The sequence below is a fragment of the Pseudomonas sp. DTU12.3 genome, from assembly GCF_004124275.1.
Lineage (GTDB): Bacteria > Pseudomonadota > Gammaproteobacteria > Pseudomonadales > Pseudomonadaceae > Aquipseudomonas > Aquipseudomonas helmanticensis.
Window position 1 is genome coordinate 3,816,601 of sequence record NZ_CP027218.1, and the last position, 24,843, is coordinate 3,841,443.

General features: G+C 62.7%; 8 protein-coding genes and 1 pseudogene (1 of these 9 only partly in view). 4 read left to right on the plus strand and 5 right to left on the minus strand.

All coding sequences use genetic code 11. The features are described from left to right. The 3 genes from C2E19_RS17285 to C2E19_RS17295 all read right to left on the minus strand — a co-directional run. Positions 1-169, minus strand: the 5' end (the start) of a protein-coding gene (locus C2E19_RS17285; protein WP_129394308.1) for a non-ribosomal peptide synthase/polyketide synthase. It extends 17,675 nt beyond the left edge of the window; the window shows 169 of its 17,844 coding nt (coding positions 1-169); it begins with the start codon at positions 167-169; its stop codon lies beyond the left edge, outside the window. Continuing rightward, positions 166-13,176: a non-ribosomal peptide synthetase gene (locus tag C2E19_RS17290; protein WP_129394309.1), complete on the minus strand. Its 13,011-nt coding sequence runs from the start codon at positions 13,174-13,176 to the stop codon at positions 166-168. Before C2E19_RS17290 ends, C2E19_RS17285 begins: the two co-directional genes overlap by 4 nt. A 250-nt stretch (positions 13,177-13,426) precedes the next feature. Next, complete coding sequence (locus C2E19_RS17295) at positions 13,427-19,837, minus strand: non-ribosomal peptide synthetase (protein ID WP_129394310.1); 6,411 nt, start codon at positions 19,835-19,837, stop codon at positions 13,427-13,429. A gap of 488 nt (positions 19,838-20,325) precedes the next feature. On the opposite strand from C2E19_RS17295, the gene C2E19_RS17300 reads away from it, so the two are divergent. The 4 genes from C2E19_RS17300 to C2E19_RS17315 all read left to right on the plus strand — a co-directional run bounded on the left by C2E19_RS17300 (position 20,326) and on the right by C2E19_RS17315 (position 23,924). Further along, positions 20,326-21,120 (plus strand): helix-turn-helix transcriptional regulator, encoded by a 795-nt coding sequence (locus C2E19_RS17300; protein ID WP_129394311.1) that lies wholly within the window; start codon positions 20,326-20,328, stop codon positions 21,118-21,120. Positions 21,121-21,288: 168 nt separating this feature from the next. Beyond that, positions 21,289-22,683: an efflux transporter outer membrane subunit gene (locus C2E19_RS17305; protein WP_129394312.1), complete on the plus strand. Its 1,395-nt coding sequence runs from the start codon at positions 21,289-21,291 to the stop codon at positions 22,681-22,683. Between the two features lie 156 nt (positions 22,684-22,839). Next, positions 22,840-23,445 (plus strand): SCO family protein, encoded by a 606-nt coding sequence (locus tag C2E19_RS17310; protein WP_008079652.1) that lies wholly within the window; start codon positions 22,840-22,842, stop codon positions 23,443-23,445. Continuing rightward, positions 23,445-23,924, plus strand: coding sequence for a copper chaperone PCu(A)C (locus C2E19_RS17315; RefSeq protein WP_129394313.1), 480 nt, complete (start codon positions 23,445-23,447; stop codon positions 23,922-23,924). Before C2E19_RS17310 ends, C2E19_RS17315 begins: the two co-directional genes overlap by 1 nt. A 72-nt stretch (positions 23,925-23,996) precedes the next feature. Here C2E19_RS17315 and C2E19_RS17320 read toward each other — a convergent pair whose 3' ends face one another. Beyond that, complete coding sequence (locus C2E19_RS17320) at positions 23,997-24,488, minus strand: hypothetical protein (RefSeq protein WP_129394314.1); 492 nt, start codon at positions 24,486-24,488, stop codon at positions 23,997-23,999. A gap of 146 nt (positions 24,489-24,634) precedes the next feature. Then, a pseudogene (locus C2E19_RS17325) lies at positions 24,635-24,808 on the minus strand (sulfonate ABC transporter substrate-binding protein); the annotation flags it as partial. Positions 24,809-24,843 lie beyond the last annotated feature (35 nt).

Genomic DNA, 24,843 nt, shown 5'->3' on the forward strand with positions numbered 1-24,843 from the left:
GGCCGGCCTTGATCAGTTCGATCAGTGCCGGTTTGTGCTCGCGCAGCGCCGCCAGCAGCGCCGGATCGCTCAACGCCTGTTTGTTGCCATTGACGCGCAATTGTTCATCGGCCACCGCCAACTGAATGTCTTTTGCCTTCAGGGTTGCCAACAGTTCGAGCACATTCACAGGACGATCTCCATTCTTTCCGTATTTGCGGCGTAGCCGGCCAGGGTCGGTTGTTCGAACAACGCCCTGACGTCGGCTTCCATGCCTTCCTGACGCAACCGGCCGATCAGACTGACCGCCAGTAATGAGTGACCACCCAGTTCAAAGAAATGGTCGTGGCGCCCTACCCGCTCGACGTTGAGCAGCTCGGCCCAGAGCCGTGCGAGGGTGATTTCGACGTCGCCGACAGGGGCTTCGTATTCGCGTGTTTGCAGCGATTGCTGATCCGGCGCCGGCAGCGCCTTACGGTCGAGTTTGCCGTTGGGGCTCAGCGGCAAAGCGTCGAGATGCACGAACACGGCGGGCACCATGTAGTCCGGCAAATTTTCCAGCAGATGGGCGCGCAGTACGTCTATTTCCAGCCGCTCACCGGTGTAATACGCGACCAGGCGTTTGTCGCCCGGCACGTCTTCACGGGCCAGCACCGCCGCCTCCTGCACACCAACGATCCGGGTCAGGCGTGCCTGGATTTCACCCAGTTCAATGCGCAGACCGCGAATCTTCACCTGATCATCGTTACGCCCCAGGTACTCGATATTGCCGTCCGCCCGATATCGCGCGACGTCGCCGGTGCGATACATCCGCCCGTTCGGATGGAAAGGATCATCGAGGAAACGTTCGGCACTCAGCTCAGGCCGGTTCAGATAACCGCGCGCCACCTGCACGCCAGCGATGTACAGCTCGCCGATCACGCCTTGCGGCACCGGTTGCTGTTGCGCATCGAGGATGTACATGCGGGTGTTGGCGATGGGTTTGCCGATTGGCGTGTTGTCCGGGGTCTGCTCGATCGGACCGGCGCAGTCCCACGCGGTGACATCGACGGCCGCTTCGGTCGGGCCGTAAAGATTGTGCAAGCCGCTGCCCGGCAATTGCAGTTTGAAGCGCCGCACCAGACTGCCCGGCAACGCCTCGCCGCTGCACATCACCTGACGCAGACCGCTGCAGCGCGCGGTGTCGCTGTTGGCGAGGAACACGTCGAGCATCGATGGCACAAAGTGCAGCGTGGTGATGTTTTCGGCTTCGATCACTTGCGCGAGGTATTGCGGATCCTTGTGCCCGTCCGGCCGCGCCATGACCAGGCGTGCACCGGTCATCAACGGCCAGAAGAACTCCCACACCGACACGTCGAAGCTGAACGGGGTTTTCTGCAACACCGTGTCGGCAGCCGTCAGGCGATAGGCGTCCTGCATCCACAGCAAACGGTTGACCACACTGGCATGCTCGTTGACCACGCCTTTCGGTTGGCCGGTCGAGCCGGAGGTGTAGATCACGTAGGCAGTGTGTTGTGGTGTCAGCGCCGGGATTTGCGGATTGTCGGCGGACAGGGATTGCCAGGTGTTCTGGTCAAGATCGACCGCCTTGATATCCCCCAGCAACTCGCGGGTCGCCCCGTGCACCAACACCACGGCCGGCGCGCTGTCTTCGAGCATGTAGGCGAGGCGTTCCGGCGGATAGGCCGGGTCCAGCGGCACATAACCGGCACCCGCCTTGTTGATCGCCAGCAAACCGATGACCATGTCCAGGCTGCGTTCGACGCAGATTGCTACCCGCGAATCCACTTGCACACCGAGGCTGATCAAGTGCCGGGCCAAGCGGTTGGCGCGCTCGTTCAACTGCGCGTAGCTCAATGCCTGTTCGCCAGCGACGACGGCCACAGCCTGTGGCGTACGCCGCACCTGCGCTTCGAACAAGCCGTGCAGCGTCTGCTGCAAATCGTAATCAACGTCGGTGTCGTTGAGGCCGAACAGCAACGTCTGCCGCTCCTCGTCCGACAACACCGTCAGGCGATTCAACGCTTGCTGTGGTGTGTGCTCCAAGGCTTCAATCAGTGCGATCAGCGCGTTGTGCATGTACTGACCGAGACGTGCCGCACCAATGCGCGACGGGGTCATTACGGTCAGTTCAAAACCGCTGCCCAGATCATCGACGTTGAGGGTCAGCGGGTAGTTGGTGCGCTCCTCACCGGCCAGGGATTCGATGCCCTGCCAAGCCTCACGCTGGGTATTTTGCTGAGTTTCACTGTCGCTATGCCGGTAATTGAGCATCGCGCTGAACAGCGGCGACGGCGCCGCGACACCGCTGCAACGCTGGGCCAGCGCCAGCGACGCATGTTCGTGCGCCAGCAGCGCACTGAGCCGCGCATGGGTCGCCTTGACCCCGGCGCGCACATTGCTTTCGTCAACGTCCACGCGCAACGGCAAGGTGTTGATGAACATGCCCAGCCCGCGATCCGCGCCCGCGCCGCCCTGCATGCGGCCCAGCAGCACCGTGCCAAAGACCACGCGCTCGTGACCGGACGTTGCCGCCAGCACCCGCGCCCAGGCGAGATGAAACAGACTGGCGACGCTGACGCCGAGCAACCGCGCCTGACTGCGCAGACGCTGCGCCACCACGGCAGGCAGCGGCTGGCAGACTTCCTCGATGTCATTGCCGTCGCCCTGCACATCCTGCAAGCCGAACGGCAACGTCGGTTCGTCGATGTCGCCAAGCATCTCGCGGAAGAACACCTCATGCTCTTGTTCGCTGACGCCAAGGCGGGTCTGCGCAACATAATTGCGGTATGGCACAGCGGCCATCGGCAATCGCTCATCACCGCGCAAAATCGCCTGCATTTCTTCGCTGACCACCGCCAGCGCGGTGTGATCCATGGCGATGTGGTGGAACAACAGCATGGCAACCACGCGCTGATTGTCCGGATCGAGGGCATACACCAGACGCAGCAGCGGTGCCTGATCCAGCTGCAGACGCCAGTGCCGCGCATCGAAGCGCGCACGCAACTGATCGATGGCTTCCCCCTGCGCCGGCTCCAGCGCCACAGCGTGTACCGGCAGCTCGGCAAGCCGCCAGACCACTTGCACCGGCGCCGCGAGTCCTTGCCAGACAATCGATGTGCGCAGGATATCGTGGCGTGTCATGACCTGACGCAACGCCGCCGCGAACGCTTGAAAACGCTCGATACTGTCGAATGCCAGACACGATTGCAGTAGGTACGGATCACCCTGCGCGGCGCTGAGGTGGTGATACAGAATCCCTTCCTGCAACGGCGCCAGCGGGTAAATATCCTGCACATTGGCCGCGCCGCCCGGCACCGTCGCAACGATGCGCTCGACACTGGCCTGATCCAGTTGCACCAGCGGCAGCATGTCCGCTGTGATGTGCGTGCAATCGGCAGGAATCAGATTGTCCGGCACGCTGACCTCGCGACCGCTGCCCACCGCTGCGGCCAACGCAGCCAACGTCGGTTGGCTGAACAGCACACGCACGTCGGTGCTCAGATCGACCTGACGCATGCGCTCGATCAGCGTCACCGCCAGCAAGGAATGCCCGCCGAGTTCGAAGAAATTATCGTGACGACCGATCTGCTCGACCTTGAGGACGTCCGCCCAGATCTGCGCCAGCGCGATTTCCACCGCGCCCTGCGGCGCTGCATATTCGCGACTCAGCCAGGCGTTCTGATCAGGCTCCGGCAGCGCTTTGCGATCAAGTTTGCCGTTGGCCGTCAGCGGCAGTGCTTGCAGGCGCACGTAAGCGGCGGGCACCAAGGCTTGTGGCAACTGCACTTGCAGATGCTTGCGCAGATCTTCGATGTCGACGTTCAGGCGTTCGGTAAACCACGCCAGCAACTGGCCGTCGCGCACCAGCACCACGCAATCCTGCACGGCCTCGTGACCGCTTAACGCCGCTTCGATTTCCCCCAGTTCGATGCGCACGCCGCGCAGTTTGACCTGATCGTCGTTGCGCCCCAGGTATTCGACGGTGCCATCCGCGAGCCAGCGTGCGAGGTCGCCGGTGCGGTACATGCGCGCCTGCGGTTCGTCGCTGAACGGGTCGTCGAGGAAGCGTTCGGCAGTCAGCTCGGGACGATGCAGATAACCGCGCGCGACACCGGCACCGCCGACATACAACTCACCCGCCACGCCGACCGGTACCGGGCGCTGCTGGTCGTCGAGCAGATAAATTTTCGCGTTGGCCATCGGCCGACCGATGTGCAGCACCTGCCCGGTTTCAACCGCACCAGACGTCGCGACCACCGTGGCTTCGGTCGGGCCGTAGTTATTGATCACCGCGAAAGTCTGCTGACGGGGGAACTGCCGCAGTTTGTCGCCGCCAATCAACAGCGTGCGCAAGGTCGGATGACCGAGGTCACGACTGAAGGCGTATTCGGCAACCGGCGTTGGCAGGAAGCTCACCTGCAACGGCTGCGCGCGCCACCATTGCAGCAACTCATCGAGGTGCTCGTTGCGCACCGACTCCGGCGGCAGGTGCAGGGTCGCGCCGACACACAGCGCCGGCCAGACCTCCCACGCCATGGCATCAAAACCGCAGCCGGCAACGCTCGACGTGTGACTGCCGGCGCGCAGCTCGAAAGCCTCGCAGTGCCAGTGCACCAGGTTCTCCAGCGTCGCGTGTTCGACCATCACGCCTTTTGGCTGGCCGGTGGAGCCGGAGGTGTAGATCACATAGGCCAGATGCGCCGGGGTCAGCGTCGGCAATTGCGGATTACTCTCGGAGAGCTGTTGCCAGGTCGGATTGTCGAGATCAATCAGCGGCACGCTTCCTAGCAAATCAGCCGTTGAAGCCTGCGCCAGCACCGCCATCGGCGCGCTGTCCTGCAACAGATAGGCGATGCGTTCTGCCGGATACGCCGGATCGACCGGCACATAACCGGCGCCGGCCTTGAGGATCGCCAGCAACGCGACAAGCATGTCCGGGCTGCGGCGCAGACACACGGCGATGCGGTCATCGGGCTGCACGCCGAGCCCGAGCAAGTGATGAGCCAGGCGATTGGCGCGCTGATTGAGCTGGGCGTAGGTCAGATGCTGAGCGCCCTGAACCACTGCCAGTGCATCCGGCTGCTGCTCGGCCTGAACCTCGACCAAGCGCTGAATCGTTGCGCCACGCGGATAGGCCGCGCAATGCGGGTTGAAGCCCACCAGCAGGTGCTCGTATTCCGCCACCGAAAGCACCGGCAAACGGTTGAGCGGACGTTGCGGCGCCTGTTCCAGAGCTGTCACCAGATGTTCGAGTGCGGTGTGCATGTAACGGCAGATCCGTTGCGCACCGATCTCGGCGACCGCGAGTACGTTGAGGGCAAAAGCTTCGCCCAGATCATCCACCGACAACGTCAGCGGATAATTGCTGCGCTCCTCGCCGCCAAGCATGCGCACACCCTGCCAAATGCCTTGGCCGTCGCGCGGCTGCTGGGCGGCAGCGCTGTGCCGGTAGTTGAGCAAGGCGCTGAACAGCGGCGCCGAACCGGCCATGGCCGTGCAACGCTGGGCCAGCGCCAGCGACGCGTGTTCATGGCCGAGCAGCGCCGTCAGCCGTGCATGGGCGGTTTTCACCCCGGCGCGCACACCTTCAGCGAGATCGACGCGCAGCGGCAAGGTATTGATGAACACCCCCAGCGTGCGGTCGGCGCCCTCGCCGCCCTGCATCCGCCCCATCAGCACCGTGCCGAAGACCACGTCGCGGCGCCCGGAAACCACGCCCAGCACCTGCGCCCAGGCCATGTGCATCAGGCTCGCCGGGCTGACGCCCAACTGCCGGGCCTGTTCGCGCAGGCGCAGATTGAGCGCGGCATCGACCGATTGCAGCGCTTCTTCGATGCCACGCCCGTCGCCCTGCACATCCTGCAGACCGAAGGGCAAGGTCGGCTCGTCGATATCGCCGAGCATCTCGCGGAAGAACGCTTCATGTTCCTGCTCGTCGGCGCTTAAGCGTGCCTGCGCCACATAGTTGCGGTAAGGCATCGGCGGCGTCAGCGTGTCGGGCTGATCGAACATCAACGCGTGCATTTCCCGGCCGATCACCTCCATCGCGGTGTGGTCGAGAATCGAGTGATGGAACAGCACGATGGCGACGACTCGCTGTTGCGCCGGATCCTCGGCGTAGACCATGCGGATCAGCGGTGCGAGGGTCAGATCGAGGCGGTAATGCCGTGCATCGAATCGCGCATGCAGCTGTTGCAGAATATCGCCATCCCGAGCGTCCAGCGGCACTTGCTGCACGACCATCTGCGCCTCGCGCCAGACCACTTGCTGCGGGCTGGGCAAGCCTTCCCAGACCACGCTGGTACGCAGAATGTCGTGACGCGCGATGACCTGCTGCAAGTGCTCGGCGAAGGTCTGTAACCGTTCGAGACTGTCGAAGGCCAGACGCGATTGCAGCAAGTACGGATCGCCCTGTTCGGCACTCAGATGGTGATAAAGAATGCCTTCCTGCAACGGCGCCAGCGGATAGATATCCTGCACATTGGCCGCGCCGCCCGGCACCGTGGCGACGATGCGCTCGATGCTGGACTGATCCAGTGTCGTCAGCGTCAGCATGTCGGGCGTGATGTGCGTGCAACCGGCTGGAATCAGGTTGGCCGGCACCTCGATTTCCCGGCCACTGCCCAACGCGCGCGCCAAAGCAGCCAGGCTCGGCTGATTGAACAGCACGCGCACATCGGCGCTCAAACCGACCTGACGCATGCGCTCGATCAGGCTCACCGCCAACAGCGAATGGCCGCCGAGTTCGAAGAAGTTGTCGTGACGGCCGATCAGTTCGATGTTCAGGACATCGGCCCAGATCTGCGCCAACGCGATTTCAACCGGGCCTTGCGGCGCCTCATATTCGCGGCTGAGCCAAGCGTGTTGATCCGGTTCGGGCAAGGCCTTGCGGTCGAGTTTGCCGTGGGCGGTCAGCGGCAGGCTGTCGAGTCGCACGTACGCGGCCGGGACCAATGTGTCCGGCAGTCGCGCTTGGAGATGCCGGTGCAGATCGCTGATGTCGACCGATCTGATTTCGGTAAACCAGGCGACCAAGCGTCCGTCACGCACCAGCACCACACATTCCCGGACCAAATCGTGAGCGTTCAGCGCGGCTTCGATTTCACCCAGTTCAATGCGCACGCCACGCAATTTCACCTGATCGTCATTACGTCCCAGGTATTCGATATTGCCGTCGTCCAGCCAGCGCGCGAGGTCGCCGGTGCGATACATCCGCGCGTGCGGCTCGTCGCTGAACGGGTCGTCGAGGAACTGCGCAGCGGTCAGTTCCGGGCGATTCAGATAGCCGCGCGCAACCCCGGCGCCACCGACATACACCTCGCCCTGCACACCGCTCGGCACTGGCTGTTGCTGACGGTCCAGCAGATAGACTTTGGCATTGGCAATCGGCCGGCCAATGTGCAGAACCCGCCCGGGTTCGATGCGCGCGGAAGTCGCCACCACCGTGGCTTCGGTCGGGCCGTAATTGTTGATCACATCGAAGGTCTGAGCACGCGGAAACTGGCGCAACTTGTCGCCACCGATCAGCAGTGTGCGCAGGGTCGGATGACCCAGCCCGCGACTGAACGCGTATTCGGCCACCGGGGTCGGCAGAAAGCTCACCTGCAACGGCTGCGCGCGCCACCATTCAAGCAGTTCATCGAGGTGTTCGTTGCCGATCAACGCCGGCGGCAGATGCACCGTCGCGCCGACGCACAGCGCCGGCCAGACTTCCCAGGCCATGGCGTCGAAGCCGCAACCGGCGACGCTGGCGGTGTGGCTGCCGGCGTGCAGATCGAAGGCTTCGGCGTGCCAGTGCACGAGGTTTTCCAGGGTGCGGTGCTCGACCATCACGCCTTTCGGTTGCCCGGTAGAACCCGAGGTGTAGATCACGTAGGCGAGATTTTTCGGGGTCAATTCCGGCTGTTGTGGGTTGGTGTCCGGCAGGTCCCGCCAGTCGCTGGCGTCCAGATCGATCAAGGGAACAGCGCCGAGCAAGTCACGCGTCGACGCCTGCGCCACTACCGCGATCGGATCGCTGTCCTGCAACAGATAGGCGATGCGCTCTGGCGGATAATCCGCATCGATCGGCACATAACCGGCGCCGGCCTTGAGAATCGCCAGCATCGCAACGAGCATGTCCGGGCCGCGACGCAGGCACAGCGCGACACGGTCATCGGCTTGCACGCCAAGGCCGATCAAGTGATGCGCGAGGCGATTGGCGCTTTTGTTCAATTCGCCATAGTTCAACCGGTGCTCGCCCTGCACCACCGCCAACGCCTCGGGATGCGCCAGGACTTGCGCTTCAACGAGGCGCGGCACTGTCTGCGCAGGCGGATACTCACGATCACTGATGTTGAAGCCGACCAGCATCCGTTGCCGCTCGCTTGGCGACACGATCGTCAGTTGCTGCAATGGCGTCGTCGGCGTGTATTCCAGCGCCGTGACCAGACTGTGCAACGCGGTTTGCAAGTAATCGCAGACCCGCGCGCCGTCCACTTGCGGCACGGCTTGCACGCTCAAACGGAAACCTTCGCCGAGGTCATCGACACTGACCACCAGCGGATAATTGCTGCGCTCGCGCGAGCTGAGAATCTGCACGCCGTCCCAGGTGACAGCGGCCGATTCCGGCGCACTGTGGCGGTAGTTGAGCAAGGTGCTGAACAGCGCCTGCGAACCGGCGACACCGCTGCAACGCTGGGCCAACGCCAGCGACGCCTGCTCATGGCCGAGCAACTGCGCCAGACGCGCATGGGTGGCACGCACGCCATGCTCTACCGAATCGGCACCCACACTGACGTGCAACGGCAAGGTATTGATGAACATGCCCAACGCCCGATCGGCGCCCTCACCGCCCTGCATGCGCCCGAGCAGCACCGTGCCGAACACCACATCTTGTTGACCGGAGACCTGCGCCAGAACCTGAGACCAGGCTTGATGCACCAGGCTGGCGACGCTGATACCAAGCCGCCGCGCCTGCTCGCGCAGACGTTGGCCAAGGCCGGCGTCCAACTCCGAATGACTGTCGAGGATATCGCTGCCATCGCCGTGCACGTCCTGCAACCCAAAGGCCACGGTCGGTTCGTTGATGTCGCTGAGCATCTCGCGGAAGAACACCTCATGCGCCTGATCATCGACGCCGAGCCGTGCCTGCGCGACAAAGTGGCGGTATTGCACCGGCGGCGGCAGGTCGCTGCTGCGACCGAGCATGACGTCGTTCATTTCCGCGATCAGCACTTCCAGCGCCGTATGATCGAGGACGATGTGGTGCAGCAGGAGCATGCCTATCCAGCGCTTGTTTGGCTGATCTTCGGTGTAGGCGAAACGCATCAGCGGCGCGCGATTGAGGTCGAGGCGATAGTGGCGCGGATCGAAACGCGCCTGCATCTGCTCCAGCACGTCGCCGTCGAGTTCGTCGGCATCGACGCGTTCCAGCGCCAGTGGCGCCTTGCGCCAGACCACTTGCACCGCCTCTTCCAGGCCTTCCCAGACGATGCCGGTGCGCAAAATGTCATGGCGTGCGATCACGCCGTTCAAGGCGCGAACGAAGGTTTTGATCTGCGCCAGACCGTCGAAGGCAAATTGCGCCTGCAACACATACGGATCACCGGCGCGGGTTGCCAGATGGTGATAGAGAATCCCCGCCTGCAACGGCGCCAGGCCATAGATGTCCTGCACATTGGCGACGCCGTCCGGCACGCTGGCGACGACACGGTCGATAGCGGCCTGATCGAGATTGGTCAGCGGCAACATGGCCGGGGTAATGCGCGTGCAACCTGGTTCGATACGGTTTTGCGGGACGATAATCGCGCGTTCGCTGCCCAAGGTTGCCGCCAGCGCCGCCACAATCGGCTGACCGAACAGAACACGCACGTCGCAATGCAGATCCTGTTGGCGCATGCGCTCGATCAGCTTCACCGCCAGCAGCGAATGACCGCCAAGTTCGAAGAAGTTGTCATGGCGGCCGACCTGTTCGACACCGAGCAACGTCTGCCAGAGCCCGGCGATCAGGTTTTCCACGGCACCGACCGGCGCTTCGAAACCACGCCGGGCGAAGGCCTCGCTGTCCGGCGCAGGCAGGGCTTTGCGGTCGAGCTTGCCGTTGCTGGTCAGCGGCAAAGCGTCCAGACGGACGAAAGCGCTCGGCACCATGTATTCCGCCAGCGAAACCAGCAATTGATCGCGCAATTGCGCCACGTCCGGCGCCGCACCTGCGTCGGCCAGCCAATAAGCAACCAGACGCTGATCGCCGGGGCTGTCCTCACGAGCGATCACCACGGCTTCGCGCACACCTGCGCAAGCGGACAGGCGCGCCTCGATCTCGCCCAGTTCGATGCGGAAACCGCGAATTTTCACCTGATCGTCATTGCGGCCCAGGTATTCGAGGCTGCCGTCAGCGGCCCAGCGAGCAAGGTCGCCGGTTTTATACAAACGTGCCTCGGCGTTTTCACTGAATGGATCATTGATAAAGCGTTCGGCCGTCAGCGCTGCGCGATTCAGATAACCGCGCGCCACGCCGGCGCCGCCGACGTACAACTCGCCAATCACGCCGACCGGCACCGGTTCACGCTGCGCATCGAGGACATACAGTTGCAGGTCCGGAATGCGCACGCCAATCGGGCTGACGCCGAGTAACTGCGCGTCGGCGGCTTGCAGCGGCCGATAGGTCACGTGCACCGTGGTTTCGGTGATGCCGTACATGTTCACCAGCCGTGTGCCGGCGTTGCCAACCCGCGCATACCATGGTTTGAGCAAGCCCGGCTCCAGCGCTTCGCCACCGAAAATCACTTCGCGCAAAGAGTGCTGCAACTGACTGCGACCCTGCGCGGCGATCAGTTGGCGGAACGCGCTCGGCGTCTGGTTGAGCACGGTCACGCCGCTTTTGCAGAGCAGTGCATAGCAGTCGTCCGGCGCACGGCTGACAGCTTGCGGGACCAGCAGCAATTGCCCGCCGAACGCCAGCGCGCCCCAGATTTCCCACACCGAGAAGTCGAAGGCGAAAGAATGGAACAGCGCCCAAATGTCCTGCTGATTGAACTGGAACCCGTCATGGGTGGCGGAGAACAGCCGCGCCACGTTGCGGTGCTCGACCATCACGCCTTTGGGCAAACCGGTGGAGCCGGAGGTGTAGATCACGTACGCCAGATGCGCCGGGGTCAGCTCGGGAATCTGCGGATTGCTGTCGAGTTCGGCTTTGAGTTGGCCGCTGTCGAGGTCGATCTGCGGCACGTCGAGATCGGCCACGCAGTCGCGCGTCGCGGCTTGCAGGAGCACCGCTGCCGGGGCACTGTCCTGCAAGGTGAAGTGGATACGTTCCAGTGGATAAGCCGGATCGATCGGCACATAACCAGCGCCGGCCTTGAGTACGCCGAGCAGGCCGATGATCATTTGTGGGCCGCGTTCGACGCAGATGGCCACGCGGTCGTCAGGGCGTATGTGCAGCGCCAGCAAATGGTGGGCGACCTGATTGGCGCGGCGGTTGAGTTCGCCGTAGTTGAGCGTCTGCCCGTCGAAAATCAGCGCTGTGGCGTCAGGTCGGGCCTGCGCGTGGGCTTCGAATTGCTGGTGGATCAGCGGCTTTTTGGGGAACTGCGTCACCGGCGAATTGATGCCGCGCAGCAGTTGTTCGCGTTCGCTGGCAGGGAGGATTTTCAGCGTTTGCAGCGCCACATCGGCGCTGGATCGCAGGGCCGCCACCAAACTCTCCAGCGCCGTTTTCAGATAGCTCGCCATGCGCTCAGCACCCAGCGCCGCATCCGCCAGCGCGGTGATGCGCAAGTCCACGCCGAGGTCATCGATGTTGATGGTCAGCGGATAGTTGGTGCGCTCGCGGGCGCCGAGCACCTGCACACCAGGGGCGATATCGACCACGTCCGCGACTTCTTCGACGCTGCTGTGCCGGTAATTGAGGATCGCGCTGAACAGCGGCGCCGGCACCTCCACGGCGCTGCAGCGTTGCGCCAGGGCCAGCGAAGCTTGCTCGTGCGCCAGCAACGCGGTCAGGCGCCGATGGGTCGCCAGCACGCCGGCACGCACGCTTTGCTCGCCGACATCAACGCGCAGCGGCAAGGTGTTGATGAACATTCCCAGCGCCTGCTCACCACCCTCGCCCGCGTCCATCCGCCCGAGCAGCACAGTGCCGAACACCACCGCCGTGCGCCCGGACAATTGCCCCAGCACGCGGGCCAGGGCCAGATGCGTCAGGCTCGCGACACTCACGCCGAGCTGCCGCGCCTGCTCGCGCAACTGCCGGCTCAAGCGACTGTCGAGCAGCAACGCGGCTTCCTCGATGGCGTGGCCGTCGCCCTGCACATCCTGCAAACCACACGGCAGCGTCGGCTCGTCGATGTCGGCGAGCATCTCGCGGAAAAACGCTTCCTGCGCCTGCTCGTTGCCGGCACTGCGCGCCATCGCCAGGTGATCGCGATACGGCACCGGCGCCGGCACTTGCGCGGTCTGCCCGAGCAGGAAGGCCTGGATTTCCCGGCGCAGCACATCCAGCGCCACGTGATCCATGATCATGTGATGAAACAGCAACAGTGCGACCACGCGGTCCTGAGCGGGATCCAGCGCGTAGACCATGCACAGCAGCGGTGCTTGCTGCATGTCGAGGCGGAAGTGCTGCGGGTCGTGGCGTTCCAGCAGTTGTGTGAGCACATCGCGGTCGCTGTCGACGCTGATGTCTTCACACACCAGCGGCGCCTCGCGCCAGACCACTTGCACCGCTTCGTCGAGGTATTCCCAGACAAACGAGGTGCGCAGGATGTCGTGGCGCTTGACCACCCAGCGCAACGCCTCGGCAAAAGCCTCCAGCCGTTGCGGGCTGTCGAACACGAAGCGCGCCTGAGAGATGTAGGGATCGCCGGCGACGGCCGAGAGATGGTGATAAAGCATGCCTTCCTGCAACGCCGACAACGGATAGATGTCCTGCACGTTGGCAGCGCCGCCCGGCACCGTGGCGACGATGCGGTCAAGGGTGTCTTGACTGAGCTGCACCAGCGGCAGCATGTCCGGGGTGATGCGAAAGGCCGGGCTCAGCCAGTCGCCGCCGTGTTCGGCGACCAGTTCCAGCAGTTGCGCCTTGTGCGCCGAGAGGCTGTCCCACAACGCGTCGTCCAGCGCGTCGTCGCTGCCCAGAATGACCAGGTCTTCATCTTCCTGTTGAAGGCGGATCGCATGGGTGGAAATAACAGCCATCAGTTCGCTGAAATGCATGAGGTAACCTGCTGTAAATGCGGAAAAAAGGAGCGCGCAGCAGCGAGTCCGTGCACGCGGCGCGCAGCCTGGAAAAACTAAAACATCGAGCCGTGGGTGTCTGACATGGGAAGCGGGGACAAGCCGCCCTCCCGCTACTCGCCTCTGTAGGAGCTGCCGCAGGCTGCGATCTGTTGATCTTGCTTTTAAAAACAACATCAAAAGATCGCAGCCTTCGGCAGCTCCTACAGGGAGGGTTCAGATTGCGAGGTCAGAGGCGGCGTTTGCGGTTGAGGTTGGGGATGGTGGTCGGGGCGATCTCGACCTGCTTCGCCTGCCGCGAGGTCTGTGCCGCCAGTGCGGCCAGTGTCGGCTGGCTGAACAGCGTGCGCGCGTCGACATGCAACCCGGCCAGGCGCATGCGCGCGACCAGACTCACCGCCAGCAACGAGTGCCCACCCAGTTCGAAGAAATTGTCGTCGCGCCCCACCTGCTCGACCTTGAGCACCTGCGCCCAGATCTGCGCCAGGGCCGTTTCCACGTCGCCTTCGGGCGCGGCATAAGGCCGGCTGAGCAGCGCCTCCGCCCCCGGTTCCGGTAACGCCCTGCGATCAATTTTGTCGTTGGGCGTCAGGGGCAGCGCCGCCAGCAGCACGTAGGCGCCGGGCACCATGAACTCCGGCAACCGCGCCAACACATGCGCGCGCAACGCTTCAAGTGTCGGTGCAGCCGACTCGGCACGCACGCTGTAATAAGCCACCAGTCGCTCATCGCGCACCAGCACCACCGCCTCACGAATGGCCGGATGCTCCAGCAGACGCGCTTCAATCTCGCCCAGCTCAAGGCGAACCCCGCGCAACTTGACCTGAAAATCATTGCGCCCGAGAAACTCGAGATTGCCATCAGCGCCGTAACGCACCAGATCACCGGTGCGATAGAGGCGATCACCGGCCACGAACGGGTTGTCGATAAAGCGTTCGGCCTGCAATTGCGGCAGCCCCAGATAGCCGCGCGCCACGCCCGCCCCACCAATGTGCAGATGACCGCTGACGCCAAGCGGCACCGGTTGATCGCAGCCATCGAGGACATACAGCCGCGTGTTGCTCAGCGCCTTGCCGATCGGCACCCATGTCGGCGGCACAGGTTCACCGGGTTCCAATGTCCAGCCGCTGCTATCGACCGTGGTTTCGGTCGGCCCGTAGACGTTGTGCAGGCGCACCCACGGCAGGCGCTCGCGCACTTGCCGGGCCAGCGCAACGGTCAATTCGCCGCCACCGTTGAGCACATCGGTGAGGCTGGTGCACTGGCTGACGTCGTCCTGTTCGATGAACTGCTGCAACAACGCCGGCACGAACTTGACCACGGTAATGTTCTGCTCGCGGATCACTTGCGTCACATAGGCCGAATCGCGGTTGCCGTCGGCCCGCGCCAGCACCAGGCGCATGCCCGAGCACAGCGGCCAGAAAATTTCCCACACCGAACTGTCGAAACTGTACGGGGCCTTTTGCAGCAACGCCCCGTGTTCGGTGGGCGGCGCCAGTTGCGAGCCCCAGTGCACCATGTTGCAGGCGCTGCGGTGTTCGATCATCACGCCTTTCGGCGTACCGGTGGAGCCGGAGGTGTAGATCATGTAGGCCAGATTCGTCGCGCCGAGATCCGGCACCTGCGGGTTGTCGTGCGGCTGGTCCTGCCATAAACCGAGGTCGAGATCGATCAACGGCACGCCGGGTTCGCCGAGCAGATCGCGCGTCGCCGCATGCACCAGCAGCGCGACCGGTGCGCTGTCCTGCAACATGTAGTTGAGCCGTTGCAGCGGGTAATCCGGATCGAGCGGCACGTAAGCGCCGCCAGCCTTGAGAATGCCCAGCAGACCGATCACCAGTTCAGGGCCGCGTTCGACGCAGATCGCTACCCGCGAATCCGCTTGTACGCCGAGTCCGCGCAGGTGATGGGCCAAGCGGTTGGCTTGCTCGTTCAGTTCGCGATAGGTCAGGCGCTGCTCGGCAAATTGCACCGCAATCGCATCCGGCTTGCGCAGCACCTGTTGCTCGAACAGCGCCTGCAGCGGCTGGTCCATCGGGCAATCGACGGCCGTATCGTTGAACTCGACCAACAGCTGGTGCAGTTCTTCTTGCGGCAGCAACGCCAGACTGTTCAACGGCCGTTGCGGCGTAGTCTCCAACGCCTCGACCAAACCGTTCAAAGCCGCCTGCACGTAAGCGCAAATCCGCTGCGCGCCAATGTTCGACAAGGTTCTGCTGGTCAGGCGCAAGCCCGTGCCGAAGTCATCGACACTCAAGGTAAACGGGTAGTTTGTGCGTTCCTCGTTGGCCAGGGTCTCGATGCCCTCCCAGGTTTGCCGGGAGTTTTTTTGCTCGACATCATCGCTGTGCCGGTAGTTGAGCAAGGCGCTGAACAGCGGCGCTGGCGCGGCGACGCCACTGCAACGCTGGGCCAGTGCCAACGAGGCATGTTCATGGGCGAGCAAAGCGCTCAGCCGTGCATGGGTGGACTTCACCGCAGCGCGCGCGCCTTCACCGACATCGACCCGTAGCGGCAAGGTGTTGATGAACACCCCCAGCGCGCGATCGGCCCCGGCGCCACCCTGCATGCGGCCCATCAGCACCGTGCCGAACACCACACTTTGCTGAGCGGATGTCGCCGCCAACACCTGCGCCCAGGCGAGGTGGATCAAACTGGCGACACTCACGCCGGCCAGGCGTGCCTGCTGCTGCACGCGTTGATAGAGATCGGACGCCACAGCTTGCTCGGCTTCTTCGATGTTGCTGCCATCGCCCTGAACGTTCTGCAAGGCGAACGGCAAGGTCGGCTCGTCGATGTCGCCGAGCATCTGCCGAAAGAACGTTTCATGTTCCTGCTCACTGACGCCCAGACGCGTCTGCGCCACATAGTTGCGGTATGGCACCGGTGCCGCCAGCGGTTCGGCGCTACCCGAAAGGCAGGCGTGGATTTCTTCGCGCATCGCCTCCAGCGCGATGTGATCCATCGCCAAATGATGGAACAACAAGATGCCGACCACGCGGTTATTTGCCGGGTCAGGGGCAAACATCAGACGCAACAGCGGTGCCTGACTGACATCGAGGCGATAGCGCCGCGCGTCGAAGCGCTCGTGCAATTGATCGATGATCGCGCCGTGGACAGGGTCAAGTTCAACCTCCTGCACCGGCAAAATGGCCTCACGCCAAACCACTTGCACCGGTGACGTCAGCCCTTCCCAGACCACGGCCGTGCGCAGGATGTCGTGGCGTGCCATGACCTGACGCAACGCAGCGGCGAAGGCCTCGACCCGCTCGGTGCTGTCGAACGCCAGCAGTGATTGCAGCAGATACGGATCGCCCTGCGCGGCGGTGATGTGGTGATAGAGAATGCCTTCCTGCAACGGCGCCAACGGGTAGATGTCCTGCACGTTGGCGGCGCCGCCCGGCACTGTCGCGACGATACGTTCGATCATCGCCTGATCCAGTTGCACCAGTGGCAGCAGGTCAGGCGTGATGTGCGTGCAATCGGCAGGAATGCGGTTGGCCGCCACCTCGACTTCGCGACCACTGCCCTCCGCCGCTGCCAGCGCTGCCAGTGTCGGCTGGTTGAACAGCACCCGCACATCACTGCTCATGCCGATCTGGCGCATGCGTTCGATCAGGCCGACCGCCAACAACGAGTGGCCGCCCAGCTCAAAGAAATGGTCGTGACGCCCTACCCGCTCGACCTGTAAGACCTCGGCCCAGATCTGCGCCAAAGCGATTTCGACGTCACCCTGTGGCGCCTCGTACTGACGACGGATCAACGCTTCCGGCCCCGGTGCCGGCAGGGCCTGGCGGTCGAGCTTGCCATTGGCCGTCAGCGGTAACGTCGCCAAACGTACGTAAGCGGCCGGCAGCATGGCGGCCGGCAAGCGCGAGGTCAGGTGCGCGTGCAATTGCAGGATGTCCAGCGCTTCACGCTCGGTGAACCACGCCAACAGTTGGCCGTCGCGCACCAGCACCACGGCCTCCTGCACCGCCGCATGGCTGGCGAGAGCGGCTTCGATTTCGCCCGGCTCGACACGCACACCGCGAACTTTCACCTGATCGTCGTTACGGCCGATGTACTCAAGATTGCCATCGGCGCGCCAACGGGCGAGATCGCCGGTGCGGTACATGCGCGCATCCGGCTGCGTGCTGAACGGGTCGTCAAGGAAGCGTTCGGCGGTCAATTGCGGCCGGTTCAGATAACCGCGGGCGACACCGGCGCCGCCGACATACAACTCGCCGATGATGCCGAGCGGCACCGGGCGCTGCTGCTCGTCGAGCAAGTAAGCCGTGGCATTGCTCAGCGGTTTGCCGATGTGCAACGCCTGCCCCGGGGTGATCAGGCCTGAAGTGGCGACCACCGTGGCTTCGGTCGGGCCATAGTTGTTGACCACCGCAAACGACTGCGCACGATTGAACTGACGCAGGCGATCACCGCCGATCAGCAAGGTGCGCAAGGTCGGGTGATCGAGTTGTTTACTGAAGGCATATTCGGCAATCGGTGTTGGCAGGAAGCTGACGTCCAGCGGTTGCGCACGCCACCAGGCGAGCAGTGCGTCGATGTCTTCGTTGCCTTCGCTCGCGGGTGAAAAATGCACCGTCGCCCCGGCACACAGCGCCGGCCAGATCTCCCACGCCATCGCGTCGAAACCGAACCCGGCGAGGCTCGACGTGTGCTGCCCGGCGCCGAGAGCGAAGGCCGCGCAGTGCCAATCAACCAGATTGGCCAACGTGCGGTGTTCGACCATCACCCCCTTGGGCAGCCCGGTCGAGCCGGAGGTGTAAATCACATAGGCGAGGTTGCCGGTGTTCAGCCCGGGTACGTCGAGATTAGTGATGTTGTCGAGAGACCATTCGCGTCGATCAAGCTCGATCACTGGCAACGCGGTGGCGGGTAAACGCTCGCGCACAGCGCTTTGCGTCAGCACCACCACGGGAGCGCAGTCGCTGAGCAGATAACTCAGGCGCTCGGGCGGATGCGCCGGGTCAATCGGCACATAAGCGGCGCCAGCCTTGAGCGTCGCCAGCAGCCCGACCAGTGTTTCCAGGCCCCTGCGCGCAACAATCGCAACCCGCTCATCAGGCCGTACGCCAAGGCCCAGCAGATGATGGGCCAGCGCATTGGCCTGCCGATTCAGTTCGGCGTAGCTCAGCGTTCGTCCCTGATAAGTGGCGACGACCGCGTCCGGCTGTTCGGCTGCCCGCGACTCGAAGCGCTGATGAATCATCTGGCCTTGCGGATAGCCGACCCCAGTGTCGTTCCACTCATTGATCCGGGCGATTTCTGCCGGCGTGCTCAGGTCGAAATCGGCGACCGCCCGTTCGGGAGATTCCAGGCCTTGCTCAAGGATCAGCAACAAGCGCTCAGTGAACGAGGCGATCTCATCCGCCGCGAAATATGCCGGCGAATACACCAGATGCAACCAGGCCTTGTCGTTGTAACGGTTGCTGCGCAGGTGAATGGCCAGCGGTGTCGCTTCGTGCTGGTTGGAGACCTTGATCACGTGCCCCGGCGCCTCACCGTAGCGATATTCATGGTCATCCTGCTCGTAGGACACCGACAATTCGAACAGCTGCGAACGGTCTTCGCGCAACAGGCCCAGCGCGCGGTTCATCTCGCTCAGCGGGTAGCGCTGATGACGGAAATCCTGCTTCAGGCCAGCGCCGATCGCCTTGATCAATTCGGCAAATGAAAGTGTTCGACCAAAGCCCATGCGCATCGCGCTGACCTGAGTGAACAAGCCCAAAGTGCTTTTGAAAATGGCCCCGGAGCGATTGAGGATCGGCAAGCCGACCACCCACTCGTCACGTTGCGCGGTGCGACTGAAATACACGTGCAGCGCTGCCAGCAGCACATGAAACGCCGAGCCGCCGAGCTGCCGCGCGGTGTCTTTCATGCGTTCGTGCAACAGCGTCGGAAAAGCCTCGACATGGATCAGGCTGGGCGCCGTTTCAGGGTCGAGGGGTTCGTGATGACGCGGCGTCAGCAAGGGTTCGGGAATACTGCGGTACTTGTCCAGCCAGTAGCGTTGATCGAGTTCATAGCGCGATGACTGCCGGTAGCGCGCGTCATCGTCGATGAAGCCGACATAGGACGGCGCCGCCACGGCTGGCTGCTCGCCACGGCACAACGCGCTGTAGATTTCCCCCAGCGATTTGAACAACAGACCGAAACCCCAGCCATCGATGATCAAATGGTGCGCCTGCGCCGCAAGCCAGTGACGGTGCCGATCAAGGCGAATCAGGCTGAAGCGAAACAATGCTTGGCCGCTCAACAGGCACGCCTGCGCCATCTGTTTTTCGATCAACGCCTGTGCCGCTGACTGTGGTGCTGGATGCTCGCTGACATCATGCAGCGGCATGGCCACCGGCAACTGCCGGGCAAATCCCTGCAACGGCAGGCCGTCGTCACCGACCTCGGCGAGCAGCACCGTGCGCAAGCCATCGTGGCCTGCAACCAGTCGCTCAAGTGCCGCTTGCAGCACCTGCGGATCCAGAGGCCCGCTCAGTTCGACGTAACCGCCAATGTTGTACAGCGGCGAATCTCCGCGACACAGTTGGTCCAGCCAGATATCCCGTTGGGCGGCAGTCAGAGGGAACGTCTCGACAGGCGCGGACTGATCGTCCGCCACGTTGGCAGAAATAGGCGGCATAAGATCCATCTCATGTAATTTGCCGGGTATTCAAGCATCGGCCCCGACACCGACATGACACCTGAAACCCGGACAACCACATCGCCTGCACGCGGCTGTTTGGCCGTTCTGGCGTGGCTAGCGTAGGCACTGCCTAGAAGTTCGGAGAGGAAATTCTGAAAAGCTTGTAGGAAAAGAACCACATAGCAGCGCCGCCATTTGCCTGGGCATCGCCGATCAGCCAAAAGCATTACCCCGGTTTTCAGGGTCTTGGCATGACTGAACAGTCACTTGCGACGCCTCGCTGGTGTTGCGCCCCGCCAGAACCCCGGCGCCAAGATTCAGAAATAGTGGCACTTTGTGTCCCTGTTTTCCCCTACAGACGTAGGACAAATCCATAGGCTTAAATCCCCCACCGGATCATGTTCAAGGAGAAATGACTGCGTGGGCGGCTTTTACATAGACGGCAGACGATTCAGTGATGGCTCTGAAACAGGGATGACAAGGATATGAATCTGACCGGCAGCATTCGCAACATGGAAAACCCGCACTTTTACTGGCAACTGGGGGAGCTGATTGCAAGCACGGGCGACGATCACTTCGCCACCAACATGTTCCAGTTGGTCGACACCCTGGTGCCGGTCAACCGCGTCGATCTGAGTGAATGGACGCTGGATGAGCGTCAGGCCAGCGTGGTCGAGATCAAGCCGCTGGGCAGCGCCGGGCAGGCGCAGACTTTCCCGCCGCCCGACCCGTTGCAGCGACCGGACGATCATCCGTTGCTACAGAAGATGATCGAGATGAACGACTCGCTGTTGATCCAACTGAAAGCCTCGCTCCAGCCACGCCACCCGCAGCACAGCGCCCACCAGTGCAATCTGGTCTCGCGCACCTCGAACCGCCGATGCGTCATCTCGTTTTACCGACCGCACACCCAACGCGTGTTTTCCCTGCCGGAACTGTCATTTCTCAAGAGCCTTTCCGACACCTTGCTGCCGCTGATCGAGCGCCATGCGCAGATCAGTCGGCAACTCCTCGCCAGACAACCGCGCCAGCCCTTGGCCGAACTGGATCAAGCCCCGCTGGCGCAGGTATTCGATGAACGCCTGGGACTGAGCGGCATCGTTCTCTCGGCACGCGAAAAGGAGGTGTGCCTGGGCCTGTTGACCGGCGGCACGGTGCCGCAAATGGCAGAACAGCTGAGGGTCAAGAACAGCTCGATCGAGACTTATCTCAAGCGCGCCACGGCGAAACTGGGGGTCAGTGGCCGGCATGGGCTGGCGAAATGGATGGCCGGGGCCTGAGCCGGTTCAACTGACTTCCCCCCCTGTAGGAGCTGCGGCACGCTGCGATCTTTTGATTCTGCTTTTTTTGGATCAAAAGATCGCAGCGTGCCGCAGCTCCTACGGGGGGAGTGTCTGGCTTAGGTTATTCACTACAAGCATCTGCTCTTTCATGAACGAGGCTGTTTGATGTCGACGTTGCGATTTTCTCTGCTGTCCATGGCCATGCTGATGGCCGGCTGCTCCTTGATTCCCGACTACCAGCGGCCCGCCTCACCGGTTGCAACGCAATATCCGCTGCCAACGCAGGCCGCCACGTCCAGCGAAGACTGGCGCACGCTGTTCAACGATCCGGCCCTGCAACGACTGATCGAAAGCGCCCTGGTCAACAACCGCGACCTGCGCGTCGCGGCGCTCAACGTCGAAGCGTTTCAGGCGCAATACCGCATTCAACGCGCCGACTTGTACCCGGCAGTGTCGGCCAATGCCAGCGAATCACGCCAGCGCATGCCGCCTAGCGTGACCCAAGGCAAGGCGCTGATCAACTCGACCTACGCGGTCAACCTCGGTATCAGCGCCTACGAACTGGATTTCTTCGGCCGGGTGCGCAGCCTCAGCGAGCAGGCGCTGCAAACCTGGCTGGCGACCGAACAGGCGCGGCGCAGCGCACAATTGAGTCTGGTGGCCAACGTCGCCAATGCCTACCTGACCTGGCGCGCCGATCAGGAACTGCTCGAACTGACCCGCGACACCCTCGCCGCCGACGAGCAAAGCCTGCACCTGACCACGCGCAATCGCGATGCCGGCAAATCCTCGGCGCTGGAGCAGGCGCAGGCGCAAACCAGCGTCGACAGTTCACGGGCCAATCTGGCGCGCTACCAGCGCCAGGTCGCCCAGGACCTGAACAGCCTGACCTTGCTGGTCGGCACGCCGGTGCCGGCGTCCTTGCCCGGGCAACCGCTGGCCAGCGATCTGGTCGAGCAACTGCCGGCCGGCTTGCCCTCGGACTTGCTGCAACGGCGCCCGGACATTCTCCAGGCCGAATACAAACTGAAAGCCGCCAACGCCAATATCGGCGCGGCGCGGGCGGCGTTTTTCCCCAGTGTCAGCCTGACCGCCAATGCCGGCACTTCCAGCCGCGATCTGTCCGGGTTGTTTGGCGGTGGTTCCGGCGCGTGGACCTTTCAACCGCAAATCAACCTGCCGATCTTCAACGCCGGCAGCCTGCGCGCAAGCCTGGATTATTCGAAACTGCAGAAAGACGTTGCCGTCGCCGAATACGAAAAATCGATTCAAACGGCGTTTCAGGAAGTCGCCGACGGGCTCGCCGCGCGCGCCACCTATCAGCAGCAATTGCAGGCGCAACGCGATCTGGTCGAGGCCACGCAAACCTATTACAACCTCGCGCAAAATCGTTACAAGAACGGCGTCGACAGCAGCCTGACGTTCCTCGATGCGCAGCGTTCGCTGTTCAGTTCGCAGCAAGGATTGATCACCGACCGCCTCGCGCAACTGGTCGCCGAGGTCAACCTGTACACCGCGCTGGGCGGCGGCTGGCGGGCCGATGCGGCGCAAGCGCAGTAAGCACTCGTCACTTTTTCTTACACCTTTTGTCGCCAGATCCCACACCGCGCGGCGATCCGCAGCCGTCGTCTGGTCTCAGTTTGGTATCATGCGCCGCTTTTACGGTTAACCCCCCGCCAGTCCTGTCGACTGACGGGCTGCAAAAGGCGGTATTAGATGACGGCTTTGTTGACTCGCCGCAAGGTGCTTGCGGGAATGGGCGTACTCGGGCTCGGCCTGCTCGCCGGCTGCGACACCCGCGGCCAACTGTCGTACAAGTACGGCAAGGATCTGAGTAACAAGATCATGGGACGCACCTTCAAACTGAAGAACACCGATGGCGAAACCATGACGCTGTCGAGCTTTCGCGGCATGATGCCGATGGTGTTCTTCGGTTTCACCCAGTGCCCGGCAGTCTGCCCGACCACCCTCGCCCGCGCGGCGAAAATCAAGAAGCTGATGGGCGCCGATGGCGACCGCTTGCAGGTGATTTTCATCAGCCTCGATCCCGAACGCGACACCCCGGAAATCCTCGACGCCTACATGAAAGCCTTCGACCCGACGTTCGTTGCGCTGTACGGCACGCTTGAGGAAACCGCGGCCACGGCCAAGGAATTCGACGTGTTCTACGAGAAAGTCCCGGCCGGCGACACCTACACCATCTCGCACACTGCCACCAGTTACGTTTACGACTCCAATGGCGGTCTGCGCCTGGGTCTGTCCACATCGCTTTCGGCAGAACAATGCACGGAAGATTTGCTTACTGTTATGGAGGTTTGCTGATGCACCCTGTTCTGAACCACATCAAACGCGCCGCGCTGACCCTGTCGCTGATGGGCCTGGCGTTCCAGGCGTCGGCACAGACCCAAATCGACGACGCCTGGGTCCGCGCCACCGTGCCGACCCAGACCGCCAGTGGCGCGTTCATGACCCTCACCGCCGACAGCGACAGCAAACTGCTCAGCGTCGCCACACCAGTGGCCAAAGACGTGCAGATCCACGAAATGACCATGAAGAACGACGTCATGAGCATGGGCCCGGTGAAGTTCGTCGAACTGCCGGCCGGCAAAGCCGTCAAGCTTGATCCGAACGGCTACCACGTGATGCTGATGGGCCTCAGCGGTCAGTTGAAAGAAGGCGAAACAGTGCCGCTGACCCTGACCGTCGAGAACGCCAAGGGCGAGAAAGAAACCATCGAGGTCAAAGCGCCGGTGCGCGCGCTGACCAACATGGAAGGTCACGATCACAGCAAGATGCATTGATCTGACTGGGCTGTAAAAAAAGGGGCGGCCTGATCGATGATCAGGCCGCCCCTTTTTTGTTTTGGGTATGCACTAACGCTTGCGGGCCAAAGCCCTGCGCACGCTTTCCCGTGACATCCCCGAGGCGGAACGGGTCACGGCTTTATCTACGGGCGCCTTGGCCAACTGTTCCTTGCGCTTCTCAACCTCACTCCACTGGTAACCGAGATATCCGCCTGCCGCCACAATCCCCAGCCAACCAAACACCGAACTGACGAAGAACCACAGCCCGAGGGTGATCCATACGGTTTTCGAGGTGAATAACTTCAAGCTGTCATCGGCAGGCACCGGTTCAACCGGCGTCTGTTGCGTCGCCGTTACTTTTTGCACGCCGTCCAGATCAAAGCGCAGCGCGAAGTCCGCCCCGGGCACCGGAACGTCTAGCTGATTGCCTTCAGCACGATGCACCCGAATCTCGCCATCGACGAGCGACATCGAGCTGAAACTGATCTGCGTTTCACAACGAATCTCGCCGTTGACCAGGGTCACGACCGTTCGTTGCGGATCATTGGGGGTGTCACGCATGTCGATTCCTTGAGCGTTCCACGTCGGACGACGTGCGAAGGGATAATCCGTTGGAATCGAATGCTACTGAGTGGCTATTACGCTGTCCAGAAACAACCCCCGGTGTTCCCACCTTGACCCGGCGTTCCCTCCTTGACCCGGCGTTGTCAGTTCCCCGCGCCGCCATGCGCTTCCTCAAAGAAATAATACTTCCAGCTCTCTGCCTTGTTCTTCAGCACGCCCGGCTCCTGCAATTTCTCGGCATAGATAAAGGTGCGCTGCGGCACCACGGTGAAATCGATTTCCGGGTCTTTGACGATTTGCTCGACCAAGGCCAGCGGATTTGCTAAAAGGCCGGACTGTATCGCTATAAAAA

Bases quoted from the DNA above. Each gene is read 5' to 3' on its own strand.
- C2E19_RS17315 (WP_129394313.1), top strand. From the start codon at position 23,445: ATGCACCCTGTTCTGAACCACATCAAACGCGCCGCGCTGACCCTGTCG.
- C2E19_RS17290 (WP_129394309.1), bottom strand. From the start codon at position 13,176: ATGCATTTCAGCGAACTGATGGCTGTTATTTCCACCCATGCGATCCGC.
- C2E19_RS17310 (WP_008079652.1), top strand. From the start codon at position 22,840: ATGACGGCTTTGTTGACTCGCCGCAAGGTGCTTGCGGGAATGGGCGTA.
- C2E19_RS17305 (WP_129394312.1), top strand. From the start codon at position 21,289: ATGTCGACGTTGCGATTTTCTCTGCTGTCCATGGCCATGCTGATGGCC.
- C2E19_RS17295 (WP_129394310.1), bottom strand. From the start codon at position 19,837: ATGCCGCCTATTTCTGCCAACGTGGCGGACGATCAGTCCGCGCCTGTC.
- C2E19_RS17320 (WP_129394314.1), bottom strand. From the start codon at position 24,488: ATGCGTGACACCCCCAATGATCCGCAACGAACGGTCGTGACCCTGGTC.
- C2E19_RS17300 (WP_129394311.1), top strand. From the start codon at position 20,326: ATGAATCTGACCGGCAGCATTCGCAACATGGAAAACCCGCACTTTTAC.